This is a genomic window from Pseudomonas sp. AKS31, assembly GCF_023634765.1.
In the GTDB taxonomy this organism is placed as follows: Bacteria; Pseudomonadota; Gammaproteobacteria; order Pseudomonadales; family Pseudomonadaceae; genus Aquipseudomonas.
Window position 1 is genome coordinate 139,285 of sequence record NZ_JAMLFX010000004.1, and the last position, 23,441, is coordinate 162,725.

The following is a 23,441-nucleotide window of genomic DNA, read 5'->3' on the forward strand; positions in this document are numbered from 1 at the left end:
ATCAGTACCGGTGGCGGGCGGCTGATTGATCAACGGCACGCCCGAGCCATCGGTATTCATACCGGGAGCACTGTTGATGGCGGGGGCTCGTGGTGGGGTCGGGTCGGTAGGGCCGGTGCCCGCAGCGGTGGTGGATGCGGCGAAAACTGCAGGACAGAGCAGGGCGCTGAATACGAAAGCGGTCAACCTTGACGGGATCATAGGGCGTCTCCAGTGATTGGAATCCTTACCTGATGTTGGTCTGCCCTCTGAGCGGATTGGTGCCTGATGAACGACGAACGGTCGAACAACAGGAGCCTCAGGCGAGGCCGATCTCCTCCTTGAACTGCTCCATGAAACCCTTCAGGCGTTGATGACGGACTTGCGCCAGACGCTGGCCTGCGGCGGTCTGGAAACCGTCGGCGAGGTGCAGCAGTTTGGTCTGGAAGTGATCCAGGCAAAAACGCGTGTCGTCGTAATCGCGCTGTTTCGCTTCGGGATCCTGCGGGTCGTACAGCGCCGAGCCCATGCGTCCGGCGACGTAGAACGTACGAGCAACACCAAGCATGCCCAGTGAGTCGAGACGGTCGGCGTCCTGGACGATTTTCGCTTCGAGGGTGCGCGGGGTCATGTTGGCGGAAAAGCTGTGGGCTTCGATGGCATGAAACGCGGCGCTGATTTTTTCGTCGGGCCAGCCCAGCGTGGCCAGTACTGCCGAAGCCTTCTCCGCTGCCAGACGCGAGGCTTGTGCGCGCAGCGGTGAGTTCTTTTCGACGGCTACGCAGTCGTGCAGGAGCACGGCGGCGAGCAGCACCTGCAGATCACCGCCTTCTTCTGCATGCAGCGTACGCACGTTATGCCAGACACGCTGGAGGTGGGCGAGGTCATGAGCGCCGTCGTCGGACGGTTCCAGTGCGTGTGGCAACAGAGCTGACGCGAGTGCCTCCAGGGGCGTAAAACTCTCTAAGTTCATAAGCATCCTTTCAGATTGTCGAGGTCCCCGTGGGAGCAGTGTTTGCAACATGACGCAGGGTAGTGTGTGTTTTGCCATGTGACGAGCGCCGCTCACCACCTTAGTATGGCGTTTTCCTTTTCCGACAAGGCCCGTCCATGACGATCGACATCCGCCCGGCGACCCCCAGCGATGCTCCGCAAATCCTCGCCTTCATCACTGAACTCGCCGATTTCGAAAAGGCCCGCCACGAAGTCATCGCCAACGTGACCGACATCGAGCGCAGCCTGTTCGGCGAAGGCGCTACCGCCCACGGCCTGATCTGCCTGCGCGACGGCGTGCCGATCGGTTTCGCGGTGTTCTTCTTCAGCTATTCGACCTGGCTGGGCAGCAACTGCCTGTACCTCGAAGACCTCTACATCACCCCGGATCAACGCGGCGGCGGTGCCGGCAAAACCTTGTTGCGGCACTTGGCAAAAATCGCCTGCGACAATGATTGCGGTCGCTTCGAATGGAGCGTGCTGGAGTGGAATACCCCGGCGATCGAGTTCTACAAATCCCTCGGCGCACAACCACAGGAGGAGTGGGTGCGCTATCGCATGGACGGCAAGGTGTTGCGTGAGTTTGCCGAGGGCTGACCACAATGATGGCATTGCCATGCTGATTCGATTGTCGCCAACGCTCTAGTCCGGCATTCTACGCGCCATTTTTTCGCGCTCACGGACGACACCTGCAATGCCTTCGGCACTATTTCTCCACGCCTGTGGAGCCTTCGCTGCGTCAACGAGTGACCAGCGATGAGCGGACTACGGGCGTCAATGCGTCTGTATGGCCTGGTGAAAAACTCAGGCTTGAGCGACAACCCCCAGCGTCAACCGGTCGATATTCTGTGCATGACAAATCGCACGGGCGGCAGCGCCATTCGCGCGTTCGTGTCACGCCTTGATGCCGAGTTGATGATCCGCAGCGCCGGGCTCGCCGAGTACCGTGTGATACCGCTGCGCACCTTCGATCCGACGGCGTTTATCGACGCCCATCAAGGCTGGCTGATGCTGCACGTCTGTTGCGGTTTCGTCGCCCCTGCCGGGCATTCGCTGCTCAAGGACGGCGGGTTGATGCCGATGGGCTGGTACGTCTATTCCGAGATCGGCGAGTGGACGGCCCGGCATCATCTCGACCTCGGCACGCAAATGGCCGAACTGCTGCAATCGACTTACGAGCGTAATCACCTGCGCAACTACAACGCCTGGCTCAACGAACTCGACGACGCCTCGCCGGCCGAACTGGCCTGGCAAACCGACGAAGCCTGGCGGCACCTGCAAACCGCCGCATCACCCGACAGCCGTGAGCATTGCCACGCATTGTTCGACCCCGTCGACAACCGCTGGCGCTTCGCCGCGACCGACATCGATATCCATCAGCCGCATCCGGAATCTCTGAAGCAAGGAGCTCTGAATTGAGTGGTAAACCCGCCGCCCGCGTCACCGACCCGACCGCCTGCCCATTGCCAGGCCATGGCACCAACCCGATTGCCTCCGGCTCGCCGAACGTCTTCTTCGACGGCCTCGCCGCCGCGCGCATGACCGATAAATCGGCGTGCGGCAGTCCGATTACCGGAGCGGTTTCCGGCACCGTATTCATCAACGGCCTGAACGCGGCCACGCTCGATAGCACCGGAGGCCACGGCAATGTCGTGGTTGGTGGGTCGGGGACGGTAATTATTGGCCAGAGTGGCGGCGGGGCGGCTTTTAGCGGGTTGTTGCCGATGCCGGTGCATTTTACGGACAGGTTGCAAGTGGTTAATGAAGCAACTGGCGAGCCTGTGCCCGATCATCCCTATGTGATTCAACGGGGCGATGGCAGCATGGAACATGGGATCACCAATGAGCAGGGCTTTACTCATATGGTCAGCTCTCATTTGGCCGAAACTATAAAACTGTTTGTAGAGTGATCGAAATGGAAGTCGCAAACCCTGCACTCAAAGATTGCAAAAACGAGGTGGTGAGTCATGAGTTGACTTGCAAAACCGACCAGACTGTAAAAGCTGTGGCAATCAAAATCAAAAAAATCGTCGTGTTTTTCATCGGCGGTGCTGGAGACAAGGAACCGTATTATCAAGATCAACCACCTCACGGTAACGTAACCAGTGCGCAGGTTTTATTGCCTAAAAAATTCAGCGACGCGCAAATTGGAAAAATAAAGTCGGTGTACCTTAGTTATAAGGATGTGCGCGGCAAGAAAGACATAGAAAAGTATGTGCTGAGTTATCTGAAAGGTGATAAATCAATTTATATAAGTATCGTCGGTCACAGTCTGGGAGGATGGAACGGCGCTCATCTGGCAGCCATACTCAAAGAACAGGGATTTACGGTGAAGTCCTTGGTCACGCTTGATCCAGTGGGCGGCGGACTGGGTGTCTGGCTGATTTCAGACATTTACGCCACCACCCCGAAGCCTGGTGCAGAGTACTGGATCAATATATTGGCTGCACCGGCGAAACCCAATCAGTCCGATGATGTCGCCGAGATGGGAGAACGCTGGGTCATGAGCTCGGGTCCTGATATCAATAAAGCGGTAGACACCAACCACGAAGATGCAGGCGTAATGTTCAAGGCGAGGATTCTTGGCGAACAGTCCGCATGTGATCTCATCGCTGAAAAAATGATCAAATATCTGGAGTCTTGACATGCGAGTGTTGCTTGCAATTCTAGTTCTTTGTTTGTGTACTTCGTGCGCAAAAAGAGTGCCATTACCAACGACTGAAATTGAATTTGTTTCTGTTACCAAGCCTGGAGACAGTGCTCTTCTGGATGTTCGCTTCAGTTCAATGACTGATCTGTTGCGATTCTTCGAGATCAATGCCGGCCAACATCAGGTCGGCAATGCCTTGATCTGTTCATTGGATGAGAGTGGCTTCTTCGAAACAAAACAGGACCTGACCCGGTATCTCGAAGGGGAGGTCGTCGCGGTATTAAATGAATCTGCTGCGGGGCCATATGTGTATTCGGCTGAGGTCTCTGCGGTGCATACACCGGACGGTGGAACGCTGAGTACGTACTTCAATAAAAAACAACTGTTGATGGTATTGAGCGCGCGTCAGGTCGTGGCATGTAAGTTCAGGACTGCTGCCTACGCTTACGGTCCGTATTACTCAAAATCGATGAATATTCCTGCCAGTGTTTTCGTTCAGGCGATAGAGCGTCAGTAGTGATATTGATAACGGTGAATCACGGATCTGTTCGAGGAGAGTGGGTAGACTTGGCCATCCCAAAATATGGGATGTAAAATTACATATTGAGATTTTTCGTCTGGGAGGTCTATAGTCCGTCGCACTCACTGCCAAAAACAAAACAGGTGAAGCGATGCTGGCGCAATTGATCGCGCTCGACTGGGGGACGACCTCATTACGTGCTTACAAACTCGCGGCGGGCGGTGTGGTGCTGGAGCAGCGCGCGCTGTCGTCCGGGATCATGCAGTTGCCCAAGACCCCGCGAATCATCAATGGTCGCGAATGCGCCGATGGTTTTGAACTGGCGTTCGACGAGGCGTGCGGCGACTGGCTCGATGCGCAACCAAATCTGCCGGTGATTGCCTGCGGTATGGTCGGCAGTGCGCAGGGCTGGCGTGAAGCGGCCTACTGCGAGACGCCGGCGAACGTCGCCAATCTCGGAAACTCCTTACAAACAGTTGTCAGCCTGCGCGGCACCGTGGTGCATATCGTGCCGGGCGTGATCCAGCGTTCGCGTCTGCCGAATGTGATGCGCGGCGAAGAAACCCAAGTGCTTGGCGTGCTGCAGAATCTGCCGGTCGAGGCGGGCAATGATCTGCTGATCGGACTGCCCGGTAGCCATTCGAAATGGGTGGAGGTGGTCGATGGCTGCATCACCCATTTCGACACGTTCATGACCGGCGAAGTATTCGCCGTGCTCAGCGAACACAGCATTCTCGGTCGTACCCAACAACACAGTGCGACATTCGACAGTCAGGCGTTCGACCGAGGTGTGCAGATTGCACAATCGGCGGAGGGCGAGTTGGGTGTGCTTTCGACCTTGTTCAGCGCGCGGACCCTGGGCCTGACCGGCGAACTCGGCCCGACGGCGCAGGCGGATTATCTGTCCGGCCTGATGATCGGCCATGAACTGGCGGCGCTCGCCACGGTTCAGCGACGTCGTCGCAACAACACGAATCTCCCTTCGATCATCCTTATCGGCAACGCGCAACTCTGTGCGCGCTACAGCCGCGCCCTCAATGCCTGTGGTTTCGCCAGCGTGACGTTGGCCGAACAGGCCACCGAGCGTGGTCTGTGGCAACTGGCGCTGGCTGCCGGACTGATTGATTCCTCATCCCGTTAACCCTGACTGGAGGCCTGACATGCTCAAGCAAGCATTGGCGCAAAACGGTCTGATCGCGATCCTGCGTGGCCTGCATCCGCAGGAAGCTGCCGCTGTCGGAGAAGTCCTGTATGCGGCCGGATTTCGCGTCATCGAAGTACCGCTCAATTCCCCTTCGCCGTACGAAAGTATCCGCATCCTGCGCAAGACTTTGCCCGCCGATTGCCTGATCGGTGCCGGTACGGTGTTGACCCCGGAGCAGGTCGAGTTGGTGAAAGAAGCCGGCGGCCAAGTGATCGTCATGCCGCACAGCGACGCCAAGGTATTGCGAGCGGCGAAAGCGGCGGGGCTGTTTCTGTCGCCGGGCGTCGCGACGCCGACCGAAGCCTTCGCGGCGCTGGCGGAGGGCGCGGACATTCTCAAGCTGTTTCCGGCCGAGCAGATGGGCCCGGCGGTCGTCAAAGCCTGGCTCGCGGTGTTGCCATCCGGGACAGTGCTGGCTCCGGTCGGCGGTATCACGCCGGACAACATGCAGGCGTTTATCGATGCCGGCGTAAAAGGTTTCGGTCTCGGTTCCGGCCTTTTCAAACCGGGCATGACGCCAGAACAAGTGGCCGTGAATGCCAAGGCCTACGTGGCCGCCTGGAAAGCGCTTCGCTAAGACTTTTGGCGCTGCGAGCGCTGCATCTACAAGAGAGACAAAAAGATGAAAATCACCAAACTCACCACCTTCATCGTCCCGCCGCGCTGGTGCTTCCTCAAGGTCGAAACCGACGAAGGCGTGACCGGTTGGGGCGAACCCGTGGTTGAAGGGCGCGCGCACACCGTCGCGGCTGCCGTTGAAGAATTGTCCGACTACTTGATCGGCAAAGACCCACGCAATATCGAGGACATCTGGACCGTGCTCTATCGCGGCGGTTTCTACCGTGGCGGCGCGATCCACATGAGCGCGCTGGCCGGTATCGATCAGGCGCTGTGGGACATCAAGGGCAAGGCCCTTGGCGTCTCGGTCAGTGATCTGCTTGGCGGCCAGGTGCGCGACAAAATTCGCGTGTATTCGTGGATCGGCGGCGACCGTCCGGCCGACACCGCCCGTGCGGCGAAAGAGGCGGTGAGCCGTGGTTTTACCGCAGTGAAAATGAACGGCACCGAAGAGCTGCAGTTCCTCGACACCTTCGAGAAAGTCGATCTGGCCCTGGCCAACGTTGCTGCGGTGCGTGACGCGGTCGGGCCGAACGTCGGCATCGGCGTCGACTTCCACGGCCGCGTGCACAAGCCAATGGCCAAGGTGCTGATGAAGGAACTCGATCCGTACAAACTGATGTTTATCGAAGAACCGGTGCTCAGCGAAAACTATGAAGCCTTGAAAGAGCTGGCGCCGTTGACCAGCACGCCGATTGCCCTCGGTGAGCGGCTGTTCTCGCGTTGGGACTTTAAACGGGTGTTGAGCGAAGGCTACGTCGACATCATCCAGCCCGATGCCTCCCATGCGGGCGGCATCACCGAAACCCGCAAGATCGCCAACATGGCCGAAGCCTACGACGTCGCGCTGGCGCTGCACTGCCCGCTGGGGCCGATTGCGCTGGCGGCGTGTTTGCAACTGGACGCGGCTTGTTACAACGCGTTTATCCAGGAGCAAAGCCTGGGCATCCATTACAACGAGAGCAATGACTTGCTCGATTACGTCAAGGATCCGCGGGTCTTCGATTATGACAAAGGCTTCGTGAAGATCCCCAACGGCCCGGGGTTGGGCATCGAGATCAACGAGGAATACGTGATCGAGCGCGCGGCAGTCGGCCACCGCTGGCGCAACCCGATCTGGCGCCATGCCGATGGCAGTTTTGCCGAGTGGTGAGTCCCTTCTGATTCACCCAATGAGATCGTTCCCACGCTCTGCGTGGGAATGCCTCTATGGACGCTCTGCGTCCGCTTTTGGGACGCGGAGCGTCCCGGGCTGCATTCCCACGCGGAGCGTGGGAACGATCAGATGCAAGGCCTCAGGCCGACCTCAATAAACATAAAAAGAGGCTCTCCCCATGCAACCGCAAACCCTCACCGGGCAGGCGTCTTTAGTCACGCCCAGCCGTAAGCGGTTTTTCATCATGGTGTTGCTGTTTATCACCGTGGTCATCAACTACCTCGACCGCAGCAACCTGTCGATTGCCGCACCGGCGCTGACCAGTGAGCTGGGCATCGATCCGATTCACGTCGGTCTGATCTTCTCCGCATTCGGCTGGACCTACGCCGCCATGCAGATCCCCGGCGGTTGGCTGGTGGATCGTGTGCCGCCGCGCATTCTGTATAGCGTTGCGTTGCTGCTGTGGTCGCTGGCGACGGTGATGCTCGGTTTCGCCGCCAGTTTCATCGCGTTGTTCGTGCTGCGCATGGCGGTCGGCGCGCTGGAAGCACCGGCTTATCCAATCAACAGCCGTGTGGTGACGACCTGGTTCCCCGAGCGTGAACGCGCTACCGCGATCGGTTTCTACACCTCAGGGCAGTTCGTCGGTCTGGCGTTCCTTACGCCGGTTCTGGCTTGGCTGCAGCATGAGTTCGGCTGGCACATGGTGTTCGTCGTCACTGGCGCGGTCGGCATTCTCTGGGCGGCGATCTGGTACGCGGTGTATCGCGAGCCACGGGATTTCAAAGGCGCCAACGAGGCAGAAATCGACCTGATCCGCGAGGGCGGTGGTCTGGTCGATATTCAGCAGGAGTCCGCCAAGGTCAAAGCCAAATTCAGTTGGACCGATCTCGGCATCGTCCTGACCAAACGCAAGTTGTGGGGCATCTACCTCGGTCAGTTCTGCCTGAACTCGACGCTGTGGTTTTTCCTCACCTGGTTCCCGACCTATTTGGTGAAATATCGCGGCATGGACTTCATCAAGTCCGGCCTGTTGGCGTCGCTACCGTTTCTCGCCGCGTTCATTGGTGTGCTGTGTTCGGGGTTCTTTTCCGACTTCCTGATTCGTCGCGGCTACACCGTCGGCTTTGCGCGCAAGCTGCCGATCATTGGCGGCTTGCTGATTTCCACTTCGATCATCGGCGCCAACTTCGTTGAGTCGACGCCGCTGGTGATTGCCTTTCTGGCGCTGGCATTTTTCGGCAACGGTCTTGCCTCCATCACGTGGTCGCTGGTCTCGACGCTGGCGCCGGCGCGATTGTTGGGGTTGACCGGCGGGGTGTTCAACTTCATCGGCAACCTGTCGGCGATTGCCACGCCGATCGTTATCGGTTTCCTTGCCAGCGGCGATTCGTTCGCGCCGGCGATCACCTACATCGCGGTTCTCGCATTGATCGGTGCCTTGTCCTACGTGTTGCTGGTCGGCAAGGTCGAGCGTATCGAGTTGTAGTGGTCTGCGTCGGGCGACCATAATGCCGCCCGTTCCCTCGCTCAATGGTAAAAGGCTGGATATGCAGGAAGACGCCCCGGAAAAAACCAAGGACGCCGCACCCACCGGCACGCAAACGCTGTTGCGCGGGTTGGGTGTGGTGCAAGCCGTCGCCAGTGGCGCTCGCGATCTCAAGGAGATCGCCCGGCTGATCGGCACTACGCGCAGCACCACCCATCGTTTGGCCAGTTGCCTGGTCGACGAGCGCTACCTGCGCGTGGTGCCGCAAGTCGGTTATCTGCTCGGGCCGAAACTGATCGAGCTGGGTTTTCAGGCCCGCGAAGAGTTGCCGCTGGTGACCTTGGCCGGGCCGTATCTGGACGAGTTGTCGGCGCTGACCGGCGACACCGTGCACCTGGGGATTCGTGAAGGCGATGAAGTGCTGTATCTGCTGAAGAACCCAGGGCGCAACGGCCCGGAAATGCGTTCGCGGGTCGGCCATCGCATGCCGCTGGCACGCACCGGGATTGGCAAGGCGTTGATGCTCGATGATTCGCCGAAAGATTGGCAACGGCTGTACGACATCAGTCTGCCGGCGGGTGGGAAAAGTCAGTTCTGGCCGCAGCATCCCCAGCAGTCCTGGGAACAGCTGGAGCAGCGCATGACCGAGTACGTCGCCGGTGGCTACGCCTTCGATCTGGAGGACAACGAACCGTCGATCCGCTGCGTGGCGGCGCCGATTCGGGATGCGAGCAAGGGCATCGTGGCGGCGATCAGTATCGCCAGCACCGTGCCGTACATGCCGCTGGAAAAAATGGCCGAGCTGATTCCTCTGATCAAAGGGGTCACAGCCCGGCTCTCGGCGGAACTGGGTTTAAAGGTTTAAACCTTGAGCGTCGCCATGTCGATCACGAAACGGTATTTCACGTCGCCGGCGATCATGCGCGCGTAAGCCTCGTTGATCTGGCGGATGTCGAGCATTTCGATGTCGCAGGTGATGTTGTGCTCGGCGCAGAAATCCAGCACTTCCTGGGTTTCGGCAATGCCACCGATCAACGAACCGGCCAGTACGCGGCGGCCCAGCACCAGGTTGGCGGCGTGCACCGGCGGGTCGATCGGTTCGATCAGCCCCACCAGAATATGCACGCCATCAAAGCGCAGGGTTTGCAGGTACGGGTTGAGGTCGTGCTGCACCGGAATGGTGTCGAGCAGGAAGTCGAACCGGCCTGCGGCGGCGGCCATCTGCTCGGCGTCGGTGGAGACGATTACATGATCGGCGCCCTGACGACGACCTTCTTCAGCCTTGCTCGCCGAGCGGGTGAACAGCGTGACTTCCGCACCCATCGCCTTGGCGAACTTGATGCCCATGTGGCCGAGGCCGCCCATGCCGAGAATCCCGACCTTGTCGCCGGCCTTGACGCCATAGTGCTTGAGCGGCGAATAGGTGGTGATGCCGGCGCAGAGGATCGGCGCGGCGCTGGCCAGGTCGAGTTTCTCCGGAATGCGCACGACGAAGTGCTCGCTGACGACGATGCTGTCCGAATAACCGCCCATGGTGTTGCTGCCATCGACCCGATCCGGGGTGGCGTAGGTCATGGTCGGGCCTTCGAGGCAGTATTGCTCAAGGTTCTGCTGGCAGGCGGCGCAGGTGCGGCACGAATCGACCATACAGCCAACTCCGACCAGATCGCCTACTTTGTGTTGGGTGACATTCGCACCGACGGCGGTGACTTTTCCGACGATCTCGTGGCCCGGCATCAAGGGGTAAACAGCGATGCCCCATTCATTGCGCGCCTGGTGGATGTCGGAGTGGCAGACGCCGCAATACAGAATCTCGATCGCTACGTCGTCGGCACGAGGACTGCGGCGTTCGAATTTCATCGGGGCGAGGGGAGTGGTGGCCGATTGGGCGGCATAACCGATAGCGGTGTACATATGAAACCTCGCAAAAGCAGGAACAAGTGAGGCGGCGCATTCTGGGCGCCGACTGTCGCTCCGGCCATGACGATTTCTCCGGGTCTCATGCCTAATCCTCCGGCATGCAGGTTTGATCGGTCGCATTGGCAAAAGGATCTGCGATGATGCTCTCATCCCTTATTTTCGTGTTTTTTTGTGAAGAACAATTCGATGCAATTGACCCGTCATCTTGATGCCAATGCCCGGCTGGTTTCGCTGATCGAACCGCTGGCGCTGCGCGATGGTTACAGCCAGACCGGGCTGCCCGGCGTGCAGATTTTGCGTGCCAGTTGCGACGTTGCCCGTGGACCGCACATTTATGAGCCGAGCCTGATGATCATCGCCCAGGGCAGCAAACTGGCGTTTCTCGGGCCGCGCACCATGGAGTACGGCGCCGGGCACTATCTGATTCAGGCACTGCCGGTGCCGTTCGAGTGCGAGACCTTTGCCTTGCCGGATGCGCCGTTGCTCGGTGTTTCGGTGGCGATTGATCGGGTGTTGCTCGGTGAACTGGTGTTGGCCATGGGGCTGGCGCCGGGCCGGCATATCCCTGCGCAGACGCCGGAGTCGATGACCTCGGTGGTGCTTGACGATGGCATGCGCGGCTGTGTCGAGCGCTTGCTCAGTTGCCTGCATGATCCGCTGGAGTGTCAGATTCTGGGGCCGGCGCGGGTGCGCGAGTTGTTGTTCGTCGCCTTGCGCGGACCACAGGCCGATGTATTGCGGGCATTGGTTGAGCAACAGGGGCAGTTCGCACGGGTGGCGGCGTCGATCAGTCATCTGCATGCGCATTACACCGAGCCGTTGAATGTCGAGACCCTGGCGAGTTGCGCGAACATGAGCGTGTCGACCTTTCATGAGCATTTCAAACGCAGCACGTTGTTGTCGCCAGTGCAGTATTTGAAGCGTTTACGGTTGTTGAAAGCGCAGACGTTGTTGGTGGCTGAAGGTCTGGGGGTGGCGCAGGTCGCGCATCGGGTGGGGTATCAGAGTACGTCGCAGTTCAGCCGCGAGTACAAACGCTACTTCGAGCGTAGCCCGGGTGACGAGCGCGCTGCCTGAGGATTTTCACAATCCCTGTGGGAGCTGGCTTGCCAGCGATGAGGCCGGCACATTCAACATAGATGTCACCTGATCCACCGCCATCGCTGGCAAGCCAGCTCCCACAGGGAGTCAAGTGATGCAGTAAATTTTGGGCAACAAAAAGGCCCCCGATTCGGGAGCCTTGTTGTTCAGCATTTCGACTTACATATTCGGATAAGTCGGACCGCCAGCGCCTTCCGGCGTCACCCAGGTGATGTTCTGCGAAGGGTCCTTGATGTCACAGGTCTTGCAGTGCACGCAGTTCTGGGCGTTGATCTGGAAGCGTTTTTCGCCGTCTTCCTTGGTGATCACTTCGTACACGCCAGCCGGGCAGTAGCGCTGCGCCGGTTCGTCGTACAGCGGCAGGTTCTTGCTGATCGGGATGCTCGGGTCGGTCAGCTTCAGGTGGCACGGCTGCTCTTCTTCGTGGTTGGTACCGGAGATGAACACCGAGCTGAGTTTGTCGAAGCTGAGTTTGCCGTCCGGCTTCGGATAGTCGATCTTCTTGCAGTCGGCCGCGAGCTTGAGGCAGGCGTAATCCGGCTTGGTGTCGTGCAGGGTGAACGGCAGTTTGCCGCCGAAGATGTTCTGGTCCAGCCAGTTGAAACCACCGCCAACGATAGCGCCGAACTTATGGATCGCCGGGCCGAAGTTGCGGCTGGCGAACAGTTCGTCGTAGAGCCAGCTCTTCTTGAATGCGTCCACATAAGTGGTCAGCTCTTCAGTGCCGTCCTTTTCCGCGAACAGCGCATCAGCCACCGATTCCGCGGCGAGCATGCCGGACTTCATTGCGGTGTGGCTGCCCTTGATCTTGGCGAAGTTCAGGGTGCCGAGGTCGCAACCGATCAGCGCGCCACCCTTGAAGACCATTTTCGGCAGCGAGTTCAGGCCTCCTTTGCAGATGGCGCGAGCGCCGTAGCTGACACGCTTGCCGCCTTCCAGGTACTGGGCCAGCACCGGGTGATGCTTGAGGCGCTGGAACTCGTCGAACGGCGACAGGTAGGTGTTGCTGTAGGACAGGTCAACGATCAGACCAACCACCACCTGGTTGTTTTCCAGGTGATAAAGGAACGAGCCACCGGTGTTTTCGGTGCCCATGATGTCCAGCGGCCAGCCGGCGGTGTGCACCACCAGGCCAGGTTGATGTTTGGCCGGGTCGATTTCCCAGATTTCTTTCAGGCCGATGCCGTAGTGCTGGGCGTCGGCATCGCTGTCGAGGTTGTAGCGCTTGATCAGTTGCTTGCCGATGTGGCCCCGGCAGCCTTCGGCGAATAGCGTGTATTTGCCACGCAATTCCATGCCCGGGGTGTACAGGCCTTCTTTCGGGTTGCCTTCGCGGTCGACGCCCAGATCACCGGTGATGATCCCGCGGACCACGCCTTGCTCGTCGATCAGTGCTTCCTGAGCGGCGAAGCCCGGATAGATTTCTACGCCGAGGTTCTCGGCCTGCTGAGCGAGCCAGCGGCACAGGTTGCCGAGAGAAATAATGTAGTTGCCTTCGTTGTGCATGGTCTTGGGCACAAAGAAGTCAGGAATCTTCTGCGCGCTGTCGGCGTTTTTCAGGACGAAAATATCGTCGCGGGTGACCGGGGTGTTCAGCGGGGCGCCGAGTTCTTTCCAGTCCGGGAACAGTTCGTTCAGAGCGCGTGGTTCGAACACGGCACCGGAAAGGATGTGTGCGCCGACTTCGGAGCCTTTTTCGACCACGCAGACGCTGATTTCCTTACCGGCTTCGGCGGCCTTCTGCTTCAGACGGCAGGCGGCGGACAGGCCAGCGGGGCCGGCACCGACGATGACCACGTCGAATTCCATGTATTCGCGTTCCACAGGCTATCTCCTACTCAAGGCTCAACAGTTTTTTTTTCTAATTTGGAGGTTTGATGTCGCATCCGCTATTCCTTTACGTTAACGTCAAGGGGAATATTGGAGACCGACCTTTCTCTTTAGGCGGCGCATTATATCTACACCACTCTGAGCGTCCAATACAAACGTTTGTTTGAATCGGCTCCAGCCCAGAGAAATCAAAGAAGCGCGGCTTATGAATGGTCATTTTGCTGTATTGACCGGAATAGGCGTTCCGGTCAAGATACGGGCGGTTTTGCGCTCGTCGTAGGCAGACTGGCGGTTTCAAGAGCACGTCTAAAGACAGGGCACAGGCAGTAGAAGGTGATGCGCAGCGCAGGTCCGGCGCGCAGTTTACACCGCGTGAAGATCCATGACTGGTTGGTCACCACTGACGAACGGTCGCAGGTTTTCACACCGTGCAACACCTGACCCCCGAGTCGGCGTTTTTAGAGGTGCCCTTTAGCCTGATGAGCATCAACCGCCAGGTTCGCCTAGGCGACTTTCTTTTCACCGGAGAGTAACGAGGAATCCATGAAGGTTCTTGTAGCTGTCAAACGCGTTGTGGATTACAACGTCAAGGTTCGCGTCAAGGCGGACAATTCCGGCGTCGATCTCGCCAACGTCAAGATGTCGATGAACCCGTTCTGCGAAATCGCAGTGGAAGAAGCCGTACGCCTGAAAGAGAAAGGTGTTGCGACTGAAATCGTCGTCGTCTCCATCGGCCCGACCACCGCTCAGGAACAGCTGCGTACCGCACTGGCTCTGGGTGCCGACCGTGCCATCCTCGTCGAATTCGCTGAAGATCTGACCTCGCTCGCCGTGGCCAAGCTGCTCAAGGCTGTGGTCGACAAGGAACAGCCGCAGCTGGTGATCCTCGGCAAGCAAGCGATCGACAGCGACAACAACCAGACCGGCCAGATGCTCGCGGCACTGAGCGGCTACGGTCAGGGCACATTCGCCTCGAAAGTCGAAGTCTCCGGCGACAGCGTTGCCGTGACTCGCGAAATCGACGGCGGCGCGCAGACCGTTTCCCTGAAACTGCCAGCGATCGTCACCACCGACCTGCGTTTGAACGAGCCGCGCTACGCGTCCCTGCCAAACATCATGAAAGCCAAGAAGAAGCCTCTCGAAGTGCTGACTCCGGACGCTTTGGGCGTTTCCACCGCCTCCACCAACAAGACCCTGAAAGTCGAAGCGCCGGCTGCACGCAGCGCAGGCATCAAGGTCAAGTCGGTGGCTGAACTGGTCGAGAAACTGAAAAACGAAGCGAAGGTAATCTAAAAATGACTATCTTGGTAATCGCTGAACACGACAACAAAGTGCTGGCCCCGGCCACGCTGAACACCGTGGCTGCTGCTGCCAAAATCGGCGGCGACATCCACGTTCTGGTTGCTGGTCAAGGCGCTGGCGCCGTGGCTGAAGCCGCTGCGAAAATCGCTGGTGTGAGCAAAGTCCTGAACGCTGACAACGCCGCTTACGCGCATCAGCTGCCGGAAAACGTTGCTCCGCTGGTAGCAGAGCTGGGCGCTGGCTACAGCCACATCCTGGCTGCCGCGACCTCCAACGGCAAAAACATCCTGCCGCGCGTTGCCGCGCAGCTGGACGTTGACCAGATCTCCGAAATCATCTCGGTCGAAAGCGCTGACACGTTCAAGCGTCCGATTTACGCCGGTAACGCCATCGCGACCGTACAGTCCACCGCTGCGATCAAAGTGATCACCGTGCGTGCCACCGGTTTCGACCCGGTTGCTGCTGAAGGTGGCTCGGCTGCTGTTGAAGCAGTCGGCGCTGCACACGATGCGGGCACTTCGAGCTTCGTTGGCGAAGAACTGGCCAAGTCTGATCGTCCAGAGCTGACCGCTGCCAAGATCGTCGTTTCCGGCGGCCGCGGCATGCAGAACGGCGACAACTTCAAACACCTGTACGCCCTGGCCGACAAGCTCGGCGCTGCCGTCGGTGCTTCGCGCGCCGCGGTCGACGCAGGTTTCGTACCGAACGACATGCAGGTCGGTCAGACCGGCAAGATCGTTGCGCCACAGCTGTACATCGCCGTCGGTATCTCCGGCGCGATCCAGCACCTGGCCGGTATGAAAGACTCCAAAGTGATCGTTGCGATCAACAAGGACGAAGAAGCACCGATCTTCCAGGTGGCCGATTACGGTCTCGTGGCGGATCTGTTCGAAGCCGTCCCTGAGCTGGAGAAGCTGGTCTAATCCAGCTGCTTCACTTATAAAGAGCCCGGCCTGTTGGTCGGGCTTTTTTTTGTCTCGGATTTGAGTGGGAGCGTGTTGCCATGGATCTGCGCTGCGGATGGTTGTTGGGATTGGCCCTGTTGCCAGGTTTGGCCTTGGCCGCTGGCAAGTGCGAGCGCCTCGTCGTCACCGGCAGCCCGGATGCGCCGCCGTACCTGTGGCAAGACCCGCAAAACCCCAAGCAACTGATCGGCGCCAGCGCTGACCTGTTGCAACAAGTCGCCAAAGACCTCGGCATAAAGGTCGAATTGCTCTACGCCGGCAAACGCTCGCAAGCCCTTGATGAAGTGCGCAGCGGACGCATGGACATGCTCGCCGATGCGCCGCTGACCCTCAATGAACTGGAAAACCTCGACTACATCCATCCGCCGCTACTGGAAAACGATTATCTGGTGTGGACTCGCAAAGGCTCGACGCTGGTCTACAGCGAGGCCAAAGACCTGCACGGCCACAGCGGGGCTTTGTCGGAAAAGTCTCGTATGACCCAGGCATTCGGCACTTTCGCCGAGCAGAATCTGACCCTGATCCGGACAGCCAACCTCACTCAAGCGCTACAGAAATTGCTCTTGGGCGAAGTGGAATATGTACTCGCCGGCCGCTACTCGGGCATGGCCGCCGCGCAGGCGCTGGGCATGGCTAATGACCTGCTGGTATTCGAACAACCCGTCGACCGGCCGGGGTTGTTTCTCGCGGTTTCGCATAACTCGGCATGCAACGATCCGTGGTTGCGCGGACAGTTGGCCAAAAAGATGACAGAATTGCCCGCGTCCGGACTGACGGAAGCCGCGCTGCAACGCAATATCGAGCGCTGGAAGGCGCAGCAGCAACAGCCGCCACAACCTGTCAGTGCCCCAAAACAGTAGGGATTCTTAGTGAGTATTCGACCTTTTTTCGCGGCTGTGGCCGTTCTGGCCCTGGCCGGTTGCGCGACCGATCCGGCACCCAATGAACAAATGCGCCTGACCGAGCAAGCCATCACCCAGGCCAAGGCTGTTGGCGCCACCGCCGACGAAGTGCCGGAAATGAAACTGGCCGAAACCAAGTACAACCGCGCCAAAGGCAACATGGCTGACGAGTCCTACCGCAACGCGCGTATGCGTTCGGAACAGGCCGAGCTGGATGCCCGTCTGGCCGAAGCCAAAGTGCTGACGCAAAAAAGTGAAGAACAGGTGAATGTGCTCAACACCCGCATCGTCCGTCTGCGCAAGCAACTGGGAGATGCCCGATGAGCCTCAAGTCAAAAGTCCTCGGCGGTGTGCTGCTCGTCGGTTGCGTCGGCCTCTACGGCTGCGCCGGTCAGCACAGCGAATCGGCTTTGCAAGAAGCCAGCGCCGACTTCCAGAAGGTCAAGGAAGACTCCAACGTGCTGCGCATCGCGCCGAAAGACGTGATCCGCGCCGGTGAATCCCTGGCCCGTGCCGATCGCCTGTCGACCTATTGGGGCAGCGGCTCGGACGTGGTGCATTACGCCTACTTGAGCCAGCGTTATAGCGAAATCGCCCGTGAGCATACCAATCAGGTGCTCAACGAGGAGCGCGCGGCCAAGCTCGAACTGGAACGTCAGCGCCTGCAACTGGCCTTGCGTGAGTCGAAGTTGCTCAGCGTGCAGCAGCAGGGTAAATGGCTCGAAGAACAGATCGTTGCGCTGGCCACCACGCAGACCGATCGCGGTCTGGTGATGACCCTCGGTGACGTGCTGTTCGACACCGGTGAAGCAGAGCTGAAAAACTCGGCCAACCGCGTGGTGCTGAAAATTGTCCAGTTCCTGCAACTGAACCCGAAACGCGTGGTGCGCATCGAGGGCTACACCGACAGCACCGGCGGCAAACAGGAAAACCTCAAGCTGTCCCGTGACCGCGCCCAATCGGTGGCGGATGTGCTGATGGATCTGGGCATCGACGACAAGCGCATTCAGGTCGAAGGCTACGGCGACGAATACCCGGTGGATGCCAACGCTTCCGAGCGCGGACGGGCACAGAACCGTCGCGTGGAAATTGTCTTCTCCGATGAAAAAGGCCAGCTCGGCGCCGCCCGCTGAGGCTGGCGTCTCTGGAAAGCCCGGCCTGTCATGCAGTGCCGGGCTTTTTTACGTCTGTCGAATGGCTCGCAAATCCGTACAGTCGGGGGCAGACACCGCACTGTATGGTCGAGTAATGTGGCAACTGTCCCAGTACACTTCTAAACTGTTCCGGTATTGTTTCACACAAGAATAAAATGCCCGTGAAATCGAGTGCTGCGTCATGACCAATCTCTTGCTCTACCAACGTATTGCTCAGCAACTGGCCGAAGACATCCGCCGTGGTGTCTATCAACCGGGGGAGCGCGTGCCTTCGGTGCGCAAGATGAGTTCGCAGCTCAACGTCAGCCATGCGACGGTGTTGCAGGCTTACGCCAATCTCGAAGACCAAGGCTTGATCCGCGCACGTCCGCAGTCTGGTTATTACGTACACCAAACGCCTGCGCTGACCGCGCCGACGCCGGACATTGCCCGGGTTGAACGTCCCGGTCTGGTCACGCGCAGCAGCATCATTCAACAGGTTCTGGTCGAATCGCGCCGTGAGGGTGTGTTCCCGCTCGGTGCCGCCGTACCGAGTGTCGATTACTTGCCGGTGCGCGCACTGCATCAGCAACTGGCCAAGGTCACCCGTTTCCATAGTCCACGCGCCTTCAGCTACATGTTCAGCCCCGGTTTTGAACCGCTGCGCCGGCAAGTGGCGATCCGCATGCGCGATGCCGGTGTGGTGGTCGATCCTTCGGAAGTGGTGATCACCCACGGTTGTGTCGATGCCTTGCAGATGTCGTTGCGTGTGCTGACCCGCCCGGGCGATCTGATCGCCGCGGAGTCGCCGACCTATTACGGTCTGCTGCAATTGGCCGATCTTCTCGGCTTGAAAGTCATCGAAATTCCTAGCGATCCTGCCACCGGCATGAGCCTTGAAGCCCTGCAACTCGCCGCCAACCAATGGTCGATCAAAGCACTGGTGCTGACCACGCGCCTGAGCAATCCGCTGGGCGGCACCATGCCCGAAGAGCGGCAGAAGCAGTTGCTGCGCTTGGCTTCGGATTTCGATATTCAGATTGTCGAAGATGATATCTATGGCGAACTGATGTTCGAGCAAGGCAAAACCAAAGCGCTCAAGGCTTATGACCGACTGGATCGGGTGATCTACTGTTCGAGTTTCTCCAAAACCTTGTCACCCGGTGTGCGCATCGGCTGGATGATCGCCGGCAAGTATCAGCAGGAAATACAGCGCTTGCAGACCTTCAGCACCCATTCGGCGTGCAGCGTGACGCAGATGGCGATTGCCGCTTATCTGGAAAACGGCGGTTATGACCGGCATTTACGGTACATCCGCCAGGAATACCGGAAAAACCTCAGCGCGTTCCAGTTGGCGGTGCAGCAGTACTTCCCTGAAGGCACGCAGATGACCCGGCCCACGGGCGGTTTCATCCTTTGGGTGAGCTTGCCGGGGAGGGTGAACACCCAGGAATTGCATGTGCGCGCGTTGCAGCAGGGCATCAGCATTGCGCCGGGGCTGATCTTCAGTAATACCGAGCAGTTCAACCACTGTATCCGCCTCAATTGCGGGATTCCGTGGAACCGCGAGGCGGAGCGGGCGTTGATGACGCTCGGTCTGCTGGCGACACAACTGTGTCAGGAAACCGCTGGCGGATTCTGAACAAGCGGTGGGTGATGCTTGTCTTGTGGCGTTCAACAAGCGAGCATATGGCCCTCTGCCGTTAGTGTCGTTGGGTTCATGAAAGCGATTTTTCCTGCCGCTTGGGTTTTGCTGGGTTTGCTGATGATCGGTCATGCACCGGGCGTGGTGGCCGCTGCGGTTCAGGAAAAACCAGCGGCGACGAGCCCGGCGAAAAAAACCACGCCAGCGCAGAAGGCAGCTCCCGCGAAGAAAACCCAGCAAAAAGTCATCAAGAAGCGCAAGCCAGTCGCCTCCAAATCCAAACCCGCCAGCGAAGTGGTAAAAACCAGGTTACCGTCGGCCAAACTCGATCTGAGCCTGCCCAAGGACATGGTCGAGGAGTTGAAGCCCCAGGGCACGGTCGAGTTGCCCAAGCGTGAGGCGATCCTGCCGCAGATGTTTGGCGAGAAGAACAACGGCTTCCAGCTCAACGGCCGACTGCTCAGCAATGAAATGCAGTTGCAACTGCGCAATGAAGAGCGCCGCGAAGTCGAAGGCGCGGCGCTGGATTTCGAATTCAAGCAGTAAATCCAAACCGTCCGTGACCCGCAGAGCAGACGCTTTGTCGGAGACTGGTCAGTCACATTCAGTTATCGCTAAAAACCCCGGTTGAGGAATTTGAAACAGCCGTTTTAGCGGTTACTCTGTTCCGCGTCCCTTTTACACATCGCCCGTCGCGAGGAAACGTTCGTCATGAAATGCCGTGAAGGCTGTGGCGCTTGCTGCATTGCCCCATCCATCAGTTCGCCCATTCCCGGCATGCCTGATGGCAAACCCGCCGGCGAACGTTGCGTGCAACTCTCGGTCGAAAACCTGTGCAGCATTTTCGGCCGCCCTGAACGCCCGGCCGTCTGTTCCGGCTTTGCGGCGGATGTCGAAGTCTGTGGCAGCAGCTCGGAAGAAGCGATCAAACTGATCGGCTGGTGGGAGCAAATGACGGCGGCGTAATGTGTCAAACGAACGGAACTTCAACAATAAGGAACAAGACTATGGGTTCGCTGCATCGTATCGCTGTGTTGTGTGGTTTGACTGCTGTGCTGGCGACGTCCGTCGCTCAGGCTGAGGACTGGAAAGTCGCCAAGGAACAGGATGGCATCAAGGTCTCGCTCGCCGATTTTCCGGGTTCTGATTACAAGTCCTACCAGGGTGTGACCCTGATGAAGACCACCATTGCCAATCTGCGCGCCTTGCAGGAAGACGTCTCCGGTGCCTGCGCCTGGATCTACGAATGCAAGTCCCAGAAGCTGCTCAAGCACGAGGGCGATCAGAGTTGGACCTACACTCAGTTCAACACGCCGTGGCCAGTGACCTCGCGTGATTCGGTGCTGCACATCACCACCGTTGAAGGCGCCGATGGCAGCCTCACCCGTAACCTCGAAGGTCTGCCGAAGTACATTCCGGAAGAGAAAGGTTTTGTCCGGGTCACGCAGGTCAAAGGTTTCTGGAAATTCGTGCCCGAGGGTGATCAGGTCGAAGTGACCTATCAGGTGCATACCGAGCCAGGCGGCAGCGTGCCGGCGATGGTTGCCAACAAGTTTGTCGTCGATGCGCCGTTCAACACCCTCAAAGCCTTGAAAGAACGCGCCGAGAAGTAATCTCGCGTTCCAGCAAACGCCCCGATCGATTCGGGGCGTTTTGTTTTGTATCTATATTGTGTTTCCAGATATGCGCTGCACGAAATTTTCACAACGTGTTCCTGACAATTCGCCCGCGCTGTTTGCACGCTGTCGCGGTTCGCCACCGCTCTAAATGAAAGTGTCTGGCGGCAGGGCAGTAATCAATGGCAATGGTGCGGGTGATCGTGCAACATTTGCGCACCGCGCAAGCCCCGGGGTCTGGAATGACCAATAGAGGGCATGGCGCCGCTGTATTTTTTGCAACTTCAACTTTCAATGGGTCCTAAAACGACATGGCAAACCCGGACGCCCTGAATCAGCAGCGATCTTCTGCTCGCCTGCTGCAACCGACCGTCAAATCGCATCTGGCCTACACGCTGCTTTGCGCGCTGGTCATGATGGTGATGTTTTCCGTGCTGCGCCTCGCGCTGCTGGTCTACAACCGCGAGATGATCCTCGATACCCCGGCTTCGACTTTCCTCGAAGCCTTCGTCAACGGCCTGCGTTTCGACCTGCGCCTGGTGGTTTACGTGTGCATTCCGCTGGTGCTGGCGCTGTTCAGTGCCCGCGCCATGGCCGCACGCGGCTTCTTCAGACTGTGGCTGACCATCGCCTCAAGCATTGCGCTGTTCCTCGGCCTGATGGAGATGGACTTCTACCGCGAGTTCCACCAGCGCCTCAACGGTCTGGTGTTCCAGTACGTGAAAGAAGACCCGAAAACCGTGATGAGCATGCTCTGGTACGGTTTCCCGGTGGTGCGCTACCTGCTGGCGTGGGTGATCGGCACGCTGATCCTGACGCTTGCGTTCAAAGGCGCCGACCGCGCCACCCGGCCGCGCGGCCCGTTCAGCGGCGGCAGCGTGGGCACTCGCCAAGTCGCGCCGTGGTACACCCGTCTGGCAGTGTTCGTGGTCTGCCTGATGATCTGCGTGGTTTCCGCCCGTGGCACCCTGCGTCAAGGCCCGCCAATGCGTTGGGGTGACGTCTACACCACCGACTCCAACTTCGCCAACCAGCTCGGCCTCAACGGCACGCTGTCGCTGATCGGCGCCGCCAAGGCGCGTATGGGCGAGGATCGCGACAATATCTGGAAAGCCACACTGCCGCAGGAACAGGCACAGAAAGTTGTGCGCGATATGCTGCTGGTGCCGGACGACAAACTGGTCGAAGCCGATATTGCCGCCGTACGCCGCGACTACACGCCACCGGCCGACAAGACCCTGCCGATCAAGAACGTCGTCGTGATCCTGATGGAAAGCATGGCCGGTCACTCGGTCGGCGCGTTGGGCGCGCCGGGCAACATCACGCCTTACCTGGACAAGCTGTCCAAGGAAGGCCTGCTGTTTGACCGCTTCTTTTCCAACGGCACGCATACCCACCAGGGCATGTTCGCGACCATGGCCTGCTTCCCGAACCTGCCAGGTTTCGAATACCTGATGCAGACCCCGGAAGGCAGCCATAAGCTGTCCGGTCTGCCGCAGTTGCTGAGCGCCCGAGACTATGACGATGTGTATGTCTACAACGGCGACTTCGCCTGGGACAACCAGTCGGGCTTCTTCAGCAACCAGGGCATGACCAACTTCGTTGGCCGTAACGATTTCGTCAACCCGGTGTTCTCCGATCCGACCTGGGGTGTGTCCGATCAGGACATGTTTGACCGTGGCCTGCAGGAACTCAAGGCGCGGGAAAACGGCAAGCCGTTCTACGCACTGCTGCAAACCCTGTCCAACCACACGCCGTACGCCTTGCCGACGCCATTGCCGGTCGAACGTGTGACCGATCGCGGTTCGCTCAACGAACACTTGACCGCCATGCGCTACTCCGACTGGGCGCTGGGTCAATTCTTCGAGAAGGCGCGCAAAGAACCGTACTTCAAGGAAACCCTGTTCGTCATCGTCGGCGACCACGGTTTCGGCAACGAGCGCCAGATCACCGAAATGGACCTGGGCCGCTTCAACGTGCCGATGCTGATGATCGCGCCGGGCATCCAGGAGAAGTTCGGCACCCGTGACCACACCGTGGGCACGCAGATCGACATCGTGCCGACCATCATGGGCCGGCTCGGTGGCGAAGTGCGTCATCAGTGCTGGGGCCGTGACCTGCTCAACCTGCCGGAAGGCGACACCGGTTTCGGTGTGATCAAGCCGTCGGGCAGCGAGCAGACCACCGCCATCGTCACCGCCGACCAGATCCTGGTGTTGCCGAGAGACAAGGACATGGGGCCGAAGATCTGGCAGTACCAGTTGGGTGCCAATCCGCACGCCGAGGTTGTTCCGGACGCACCGCGCACTGCCGAGTTGAAACTCAAGCTGGAAGCGTTCCTGCAAACAGCGACAAAGAGCCTGCTGGACAACACTGCCGGTGTCATTCACGGCAAGCCGGATTGATCGCTCGCCGACA

General features: G+C 59.0%; 24 protein-coding genes and 1 pseudogene. 21 read left to right on the forward strand and 4 right to left on the reverse strand.

The window, feature by feature from the left end:
* Together M9827_RS14950 and M9827_RS14955 are read right to left on the reverse strand one after the other, a co-directional pair.
* Nucleotides 1-201: pseudogene (locus M9827_RS14950) on the reverse strand (hypothetical protein); the annotation flags it as partial.
* A gap of 97 nt (nt 202-298) precedes the next feature.
* Entirely contained in the window at nt 299-952 is a 654-nt protein-coding gene (locus M9827_RS14955) for an HD domain-containing protein (RefSeq protein ID WP_250605991.1), read from the reverse strand.
* A gap of 137 nt (nt 953-1,089) precedes the next feature.
* Between M9827_RS14955 and M9827_RS14960 the strand changes: the two genes are divergently transcribed.
* The 10 genes from M9827_RS14960 to M9827_RS15005 all read left to right on the forward strand — a co-directional run bounded on the left by M9827_RS14960 (nt 1,090) and on the right by M9827_RS15005 (nt 9,474).
* On the forward strand, nt 1,090-1,569 hold the full coding sequence (locus tag M9827_RS14960; protein ID WP_250605992.1) for a GNAT family N-acetyltransferase: 480 nt from the start codon (nt 1,090-1,092) through the stop codon (nt 1,567-1,569).
* Between the two features lie 159 nt (nt 1,570-1,728).
* Nucleotides 1,729-2,391: a hypothetical protein gene (locus M9827_RS14965; RefSeq protein WP_250605993.1), complete on the forward strand. Its 663-nt coding sequence runs from the start codon at nt 1,729-1,731 to the stop codon at nt 2,389-2,391.
* Complete coding sequence (locus M9827_RS14970) at nt 2,388-2,882, forward strand: PAAR domain-containing protein (RefSeq protein WP_093435374.1); 495 nt, start codon at nt 2,388-2,390, stop codon at nt 2,880-2,882. Before M9827_RS14965 ends, M9827_RS14970 begins: the two co-directional genes overlap by 4 nt.
* A gap of 5 nt (nt 2,883-2,887) precedes the next feature.
* The gene (locus M9827_RS14975) at nt 2,888-3,616 is read left to right on the forward strand and encodes an alpha/beta hydrolase family protein (RefSeq protein WP_007908319.1); all 729 of its coding nucleotides are present in this window, start codon (nt 2,888-2,890) and stop codon (nt 3,614-3,616) included.
* Nucleotide 3,617: 1 nt separating this feature from the next.
* Entirely contained in the window at nt 3,618-4,139 is a 522-nt protein-coding gene (locus M9827_RS14980) for a hypothetical protein (RefSeq protein WP_250605994.1), read from the forward strand.
* Nucleotides 4,140-4,293: 154 nt separating this feature from the next.
* Nucleotides 4,294-5,283, forward strand: coding sequence for a 2-dehydro-3-deoxygalactonokinase (locus M9827_RS14985; RefSeq protein ID WP_250605995.1), 990 nt, complete (start codon nt 4,294-4,296; stop codon nt 5,281-5,283).
* Nucleotides 5,284-5,302: 19 nt separating this feature from the next.
* The gene (locus tag M9827_RS14990; protein ID WP_008085516.1) at nt 5,303-5,923 is read left to right on the forward strand and encodes a 2-dehydro-3-deoxy-6-phosphogalactonate aldolase; all 621 of its coding nucleotides are present in this window, start codon (nt 5,303-5,305) and stop codon (nt 5,921-5,923) included.
* Between the two features lie 45 nt (nt 5,924-5,968).
* Nucleotides 5,969-7,117 (forward strand): galactonate dehydratase, encoded by a 1,149-nt coding sequence (gene dgoD / locus M9827_RS14995; RefSeq protein WP_007908327.1) that lies wholly within the window; start codon nt 5,969-5,971, stop codon nt 7,115-7,117.
* Between the two features lie 181 nt (nt 7,118-7,298).
* Nucleotides 7,299-8,609, forward strand: coding sequence for an MFS transporter (locus tag M9827_RS15000; protein ID WP_250605996.1), 1,311 nt, complete (start codon nt 7,299-7,301; stop codon nt 8,607-8,609).
* Between the two features lie 61 nt (nt 8,610-8,670).
* Nucleotides 8,671-9,474, forward strand: a complete 804-nt coding sequence (locus tag M9827_RS15005; RefSeq protein ID WP_034155326.1) for an IclR family transcriptional regulator — start codon at nt 8,671-8,673, stop codon at nt 9,472-9,474.
* Here M9827_RS15005 and M9827_RS15010 read toward each other — a convergent pair.
* Entirely contained in the window at nt 9,471-10,523 is a 1,053-nt protein-coding gene (locus tag M9827_RS15010) for an NAD(P)-dependent alcohol dehydrogenase (RefSeq protein WP_183785949.1), read from the reverse strand. The genes M9827_RS15005 and M9827_RS15010 overlap by 4 nt on opposite strands.
* 192 nt (nt 10,524-10,715) lie before the next feature.
* Between M9827_RS15010 and M9827_RS15015 the strand changes: the two genes are divergently transcribed.
* Complete coding sequence (locus M9827_RS15015; RefSeq protein ID WP_090288604.1) at nt 10,716-11,606, forward strand: AraC family transcriptional regulator; 891 nt, start codon at nt 10,716-10,718, stop codon at nt 11,604-11,606.
* 183 nt (nt 11,607-11,789) lie between these two features.
* Here the strand turns inward: M9827_RS15015 and M9827_RS15020 are convergent, their stop codons facing one another.
* Nucleotides 11,790-13,454 carry an electron transfer flavoprotein-ubiquinone oxidoreductase gene (locus M9827_RS15020; protein WP_250605997.1) on the reverse strand — a complete coding sequence of 555 codons (1,665 nt, stop codon included), beginning with the start codon at nt 13,452-13,454 and terminating at the stop codon, nt 11,790-11,792.
* Between the two features lie 549 nt (nt 13,455-14,003).
* Between M9827_RS15020 and M9827_RS15025 the strand changes: the two genes are divergently transcribed.
* The 10 genes from M9827_RS15025 to M9827_RS15070 all read left to right on the forward strand — a co-directional run bounded on the left by M9827_RS15025 (nt 14,004) and on the right by M9827_RS15070 (nt 23,428).
* Nucleotides 14,004-14,753, forward strand: a complete 750-nt coding sequence (locus M9827_RS15025; protein ID WP_250605998.1) for an electron transfer flavoprotein subunit beta/FixA family protein — start codon at nt 14,004-14,006, stop codon at nt 14,751-14,753.
* 2 nt (nt 14,754-14,755) lie between these two features.
* A complete protein-coding gene (locus tag M9827_RS15030; protein ID WP_007908340.1) occupies nt 14,756-15,685 on the forward strand; it encodes an electron transfer flavoprotein subunit alpha/FixB family protein in 930 nt (309 codons plus the stop codon).
* A gap of 80 nt (nt 15,686-15,765) precedes the next feature.
* Nucleotides 15,766-16,587, forward strand: a complete 822-nt coding sequence (locus M9827_RS15035; protein WP_250605999.1) for a substrate-binding periplasmic protein — start codon at nt 15,766-15,768, stop codon at nt 16,585-16,587.
* Nucleotides 16,588-16,596: 9 nt separating this feature from the next.
* Entirely contained in the window at nt 16,597-16,953 is a 357-nt protein-coding gene (locus tag M9827_RS15040; RefSeq protein ID WP_250606000.1) for a DUF4398 domain-containing protein, read from the forward strand.
* Nucleotides 16,950-17,762 (forward strand): OmpA family protein, encoded by an 813-nt coding sequence (locus M9827_RS15045; protein WP_250606001.1) that lies wholly within the window; start codon nt 16,950-16,952, stop codon nt 17,760-17,762. The genes M9827_RS15040 and M9827_RS15045 overlap by 4 nt, the downstream gene beginning before the upstream one ends.
* 202 nt (nt 17,763-17,964) lie before the next feature.
* The gene (locus M9827_RS15050) at nt 17,965-19,404 is read left to right on the forward strand and encodes an aminotransferase-like domain-containing protein (RefSeq protein ID WP_016985994.1); all 1,440 of its coding nucleotides are present in this window, start codon (nt 17,965-17,967) and stop codon (nt 19,402-19,404) included.
* A 78-nt stretch (nt 19,405-19,482) separates the two neighbouring features.
* Complete coding sequence (locus tag M9827_RS15055) at nt 19,483-19,953, forward strand: translation initiation factor 2 (RefSeq protein ID WP_250606002.1); 471 nt, start codon at nt 19,483-19,485, stop codon at nt 19,951-19,953.
* A gap of 165 nt (nt 19,954-20,118) precedes the next feature.
* Nucleotides 20,119-20,373 carry a YkgJ family cysteine cluster protein gene (locus M9827_RS15060; protein ID WP_102899999.1) on the forward strand — a complete coding sequence of 85 codons (255 nt, stop codon included), beginning with the start codon at nt 20,119-20,121 and terminating at the stop codon, nt 20,371-20,373.
* Between the two features lie 41 nt (nt 20,374-20,414).
* The gene (locus M9827_RS15065; protein WP_250606003.1) at nt 20,415-21,020 is read left to right on the forward strand and encodes an START domain-containing protein; all 606 of its coding nucleotides are present in this window, start codon (nt 20,415-20,417) and stop codon (nt 21,018-21,020) included.
* 314 nt (nt 21,021-21,334) lie between these two features.
* The gene (locus M9827_RS15070) at nt 21,335-23,428 is read left to right on the forward strand and encodes an LTA synthase family protein (protein ID WP_250606004.1); all 2,094 of its coding nucleotides are present in this window, start codon (nt 21,335-21,337) and stop codon (nt 23,426-23,428) included.
* Nucleotides 23,429-23,441: the final 13 nt, after the last annotated feature.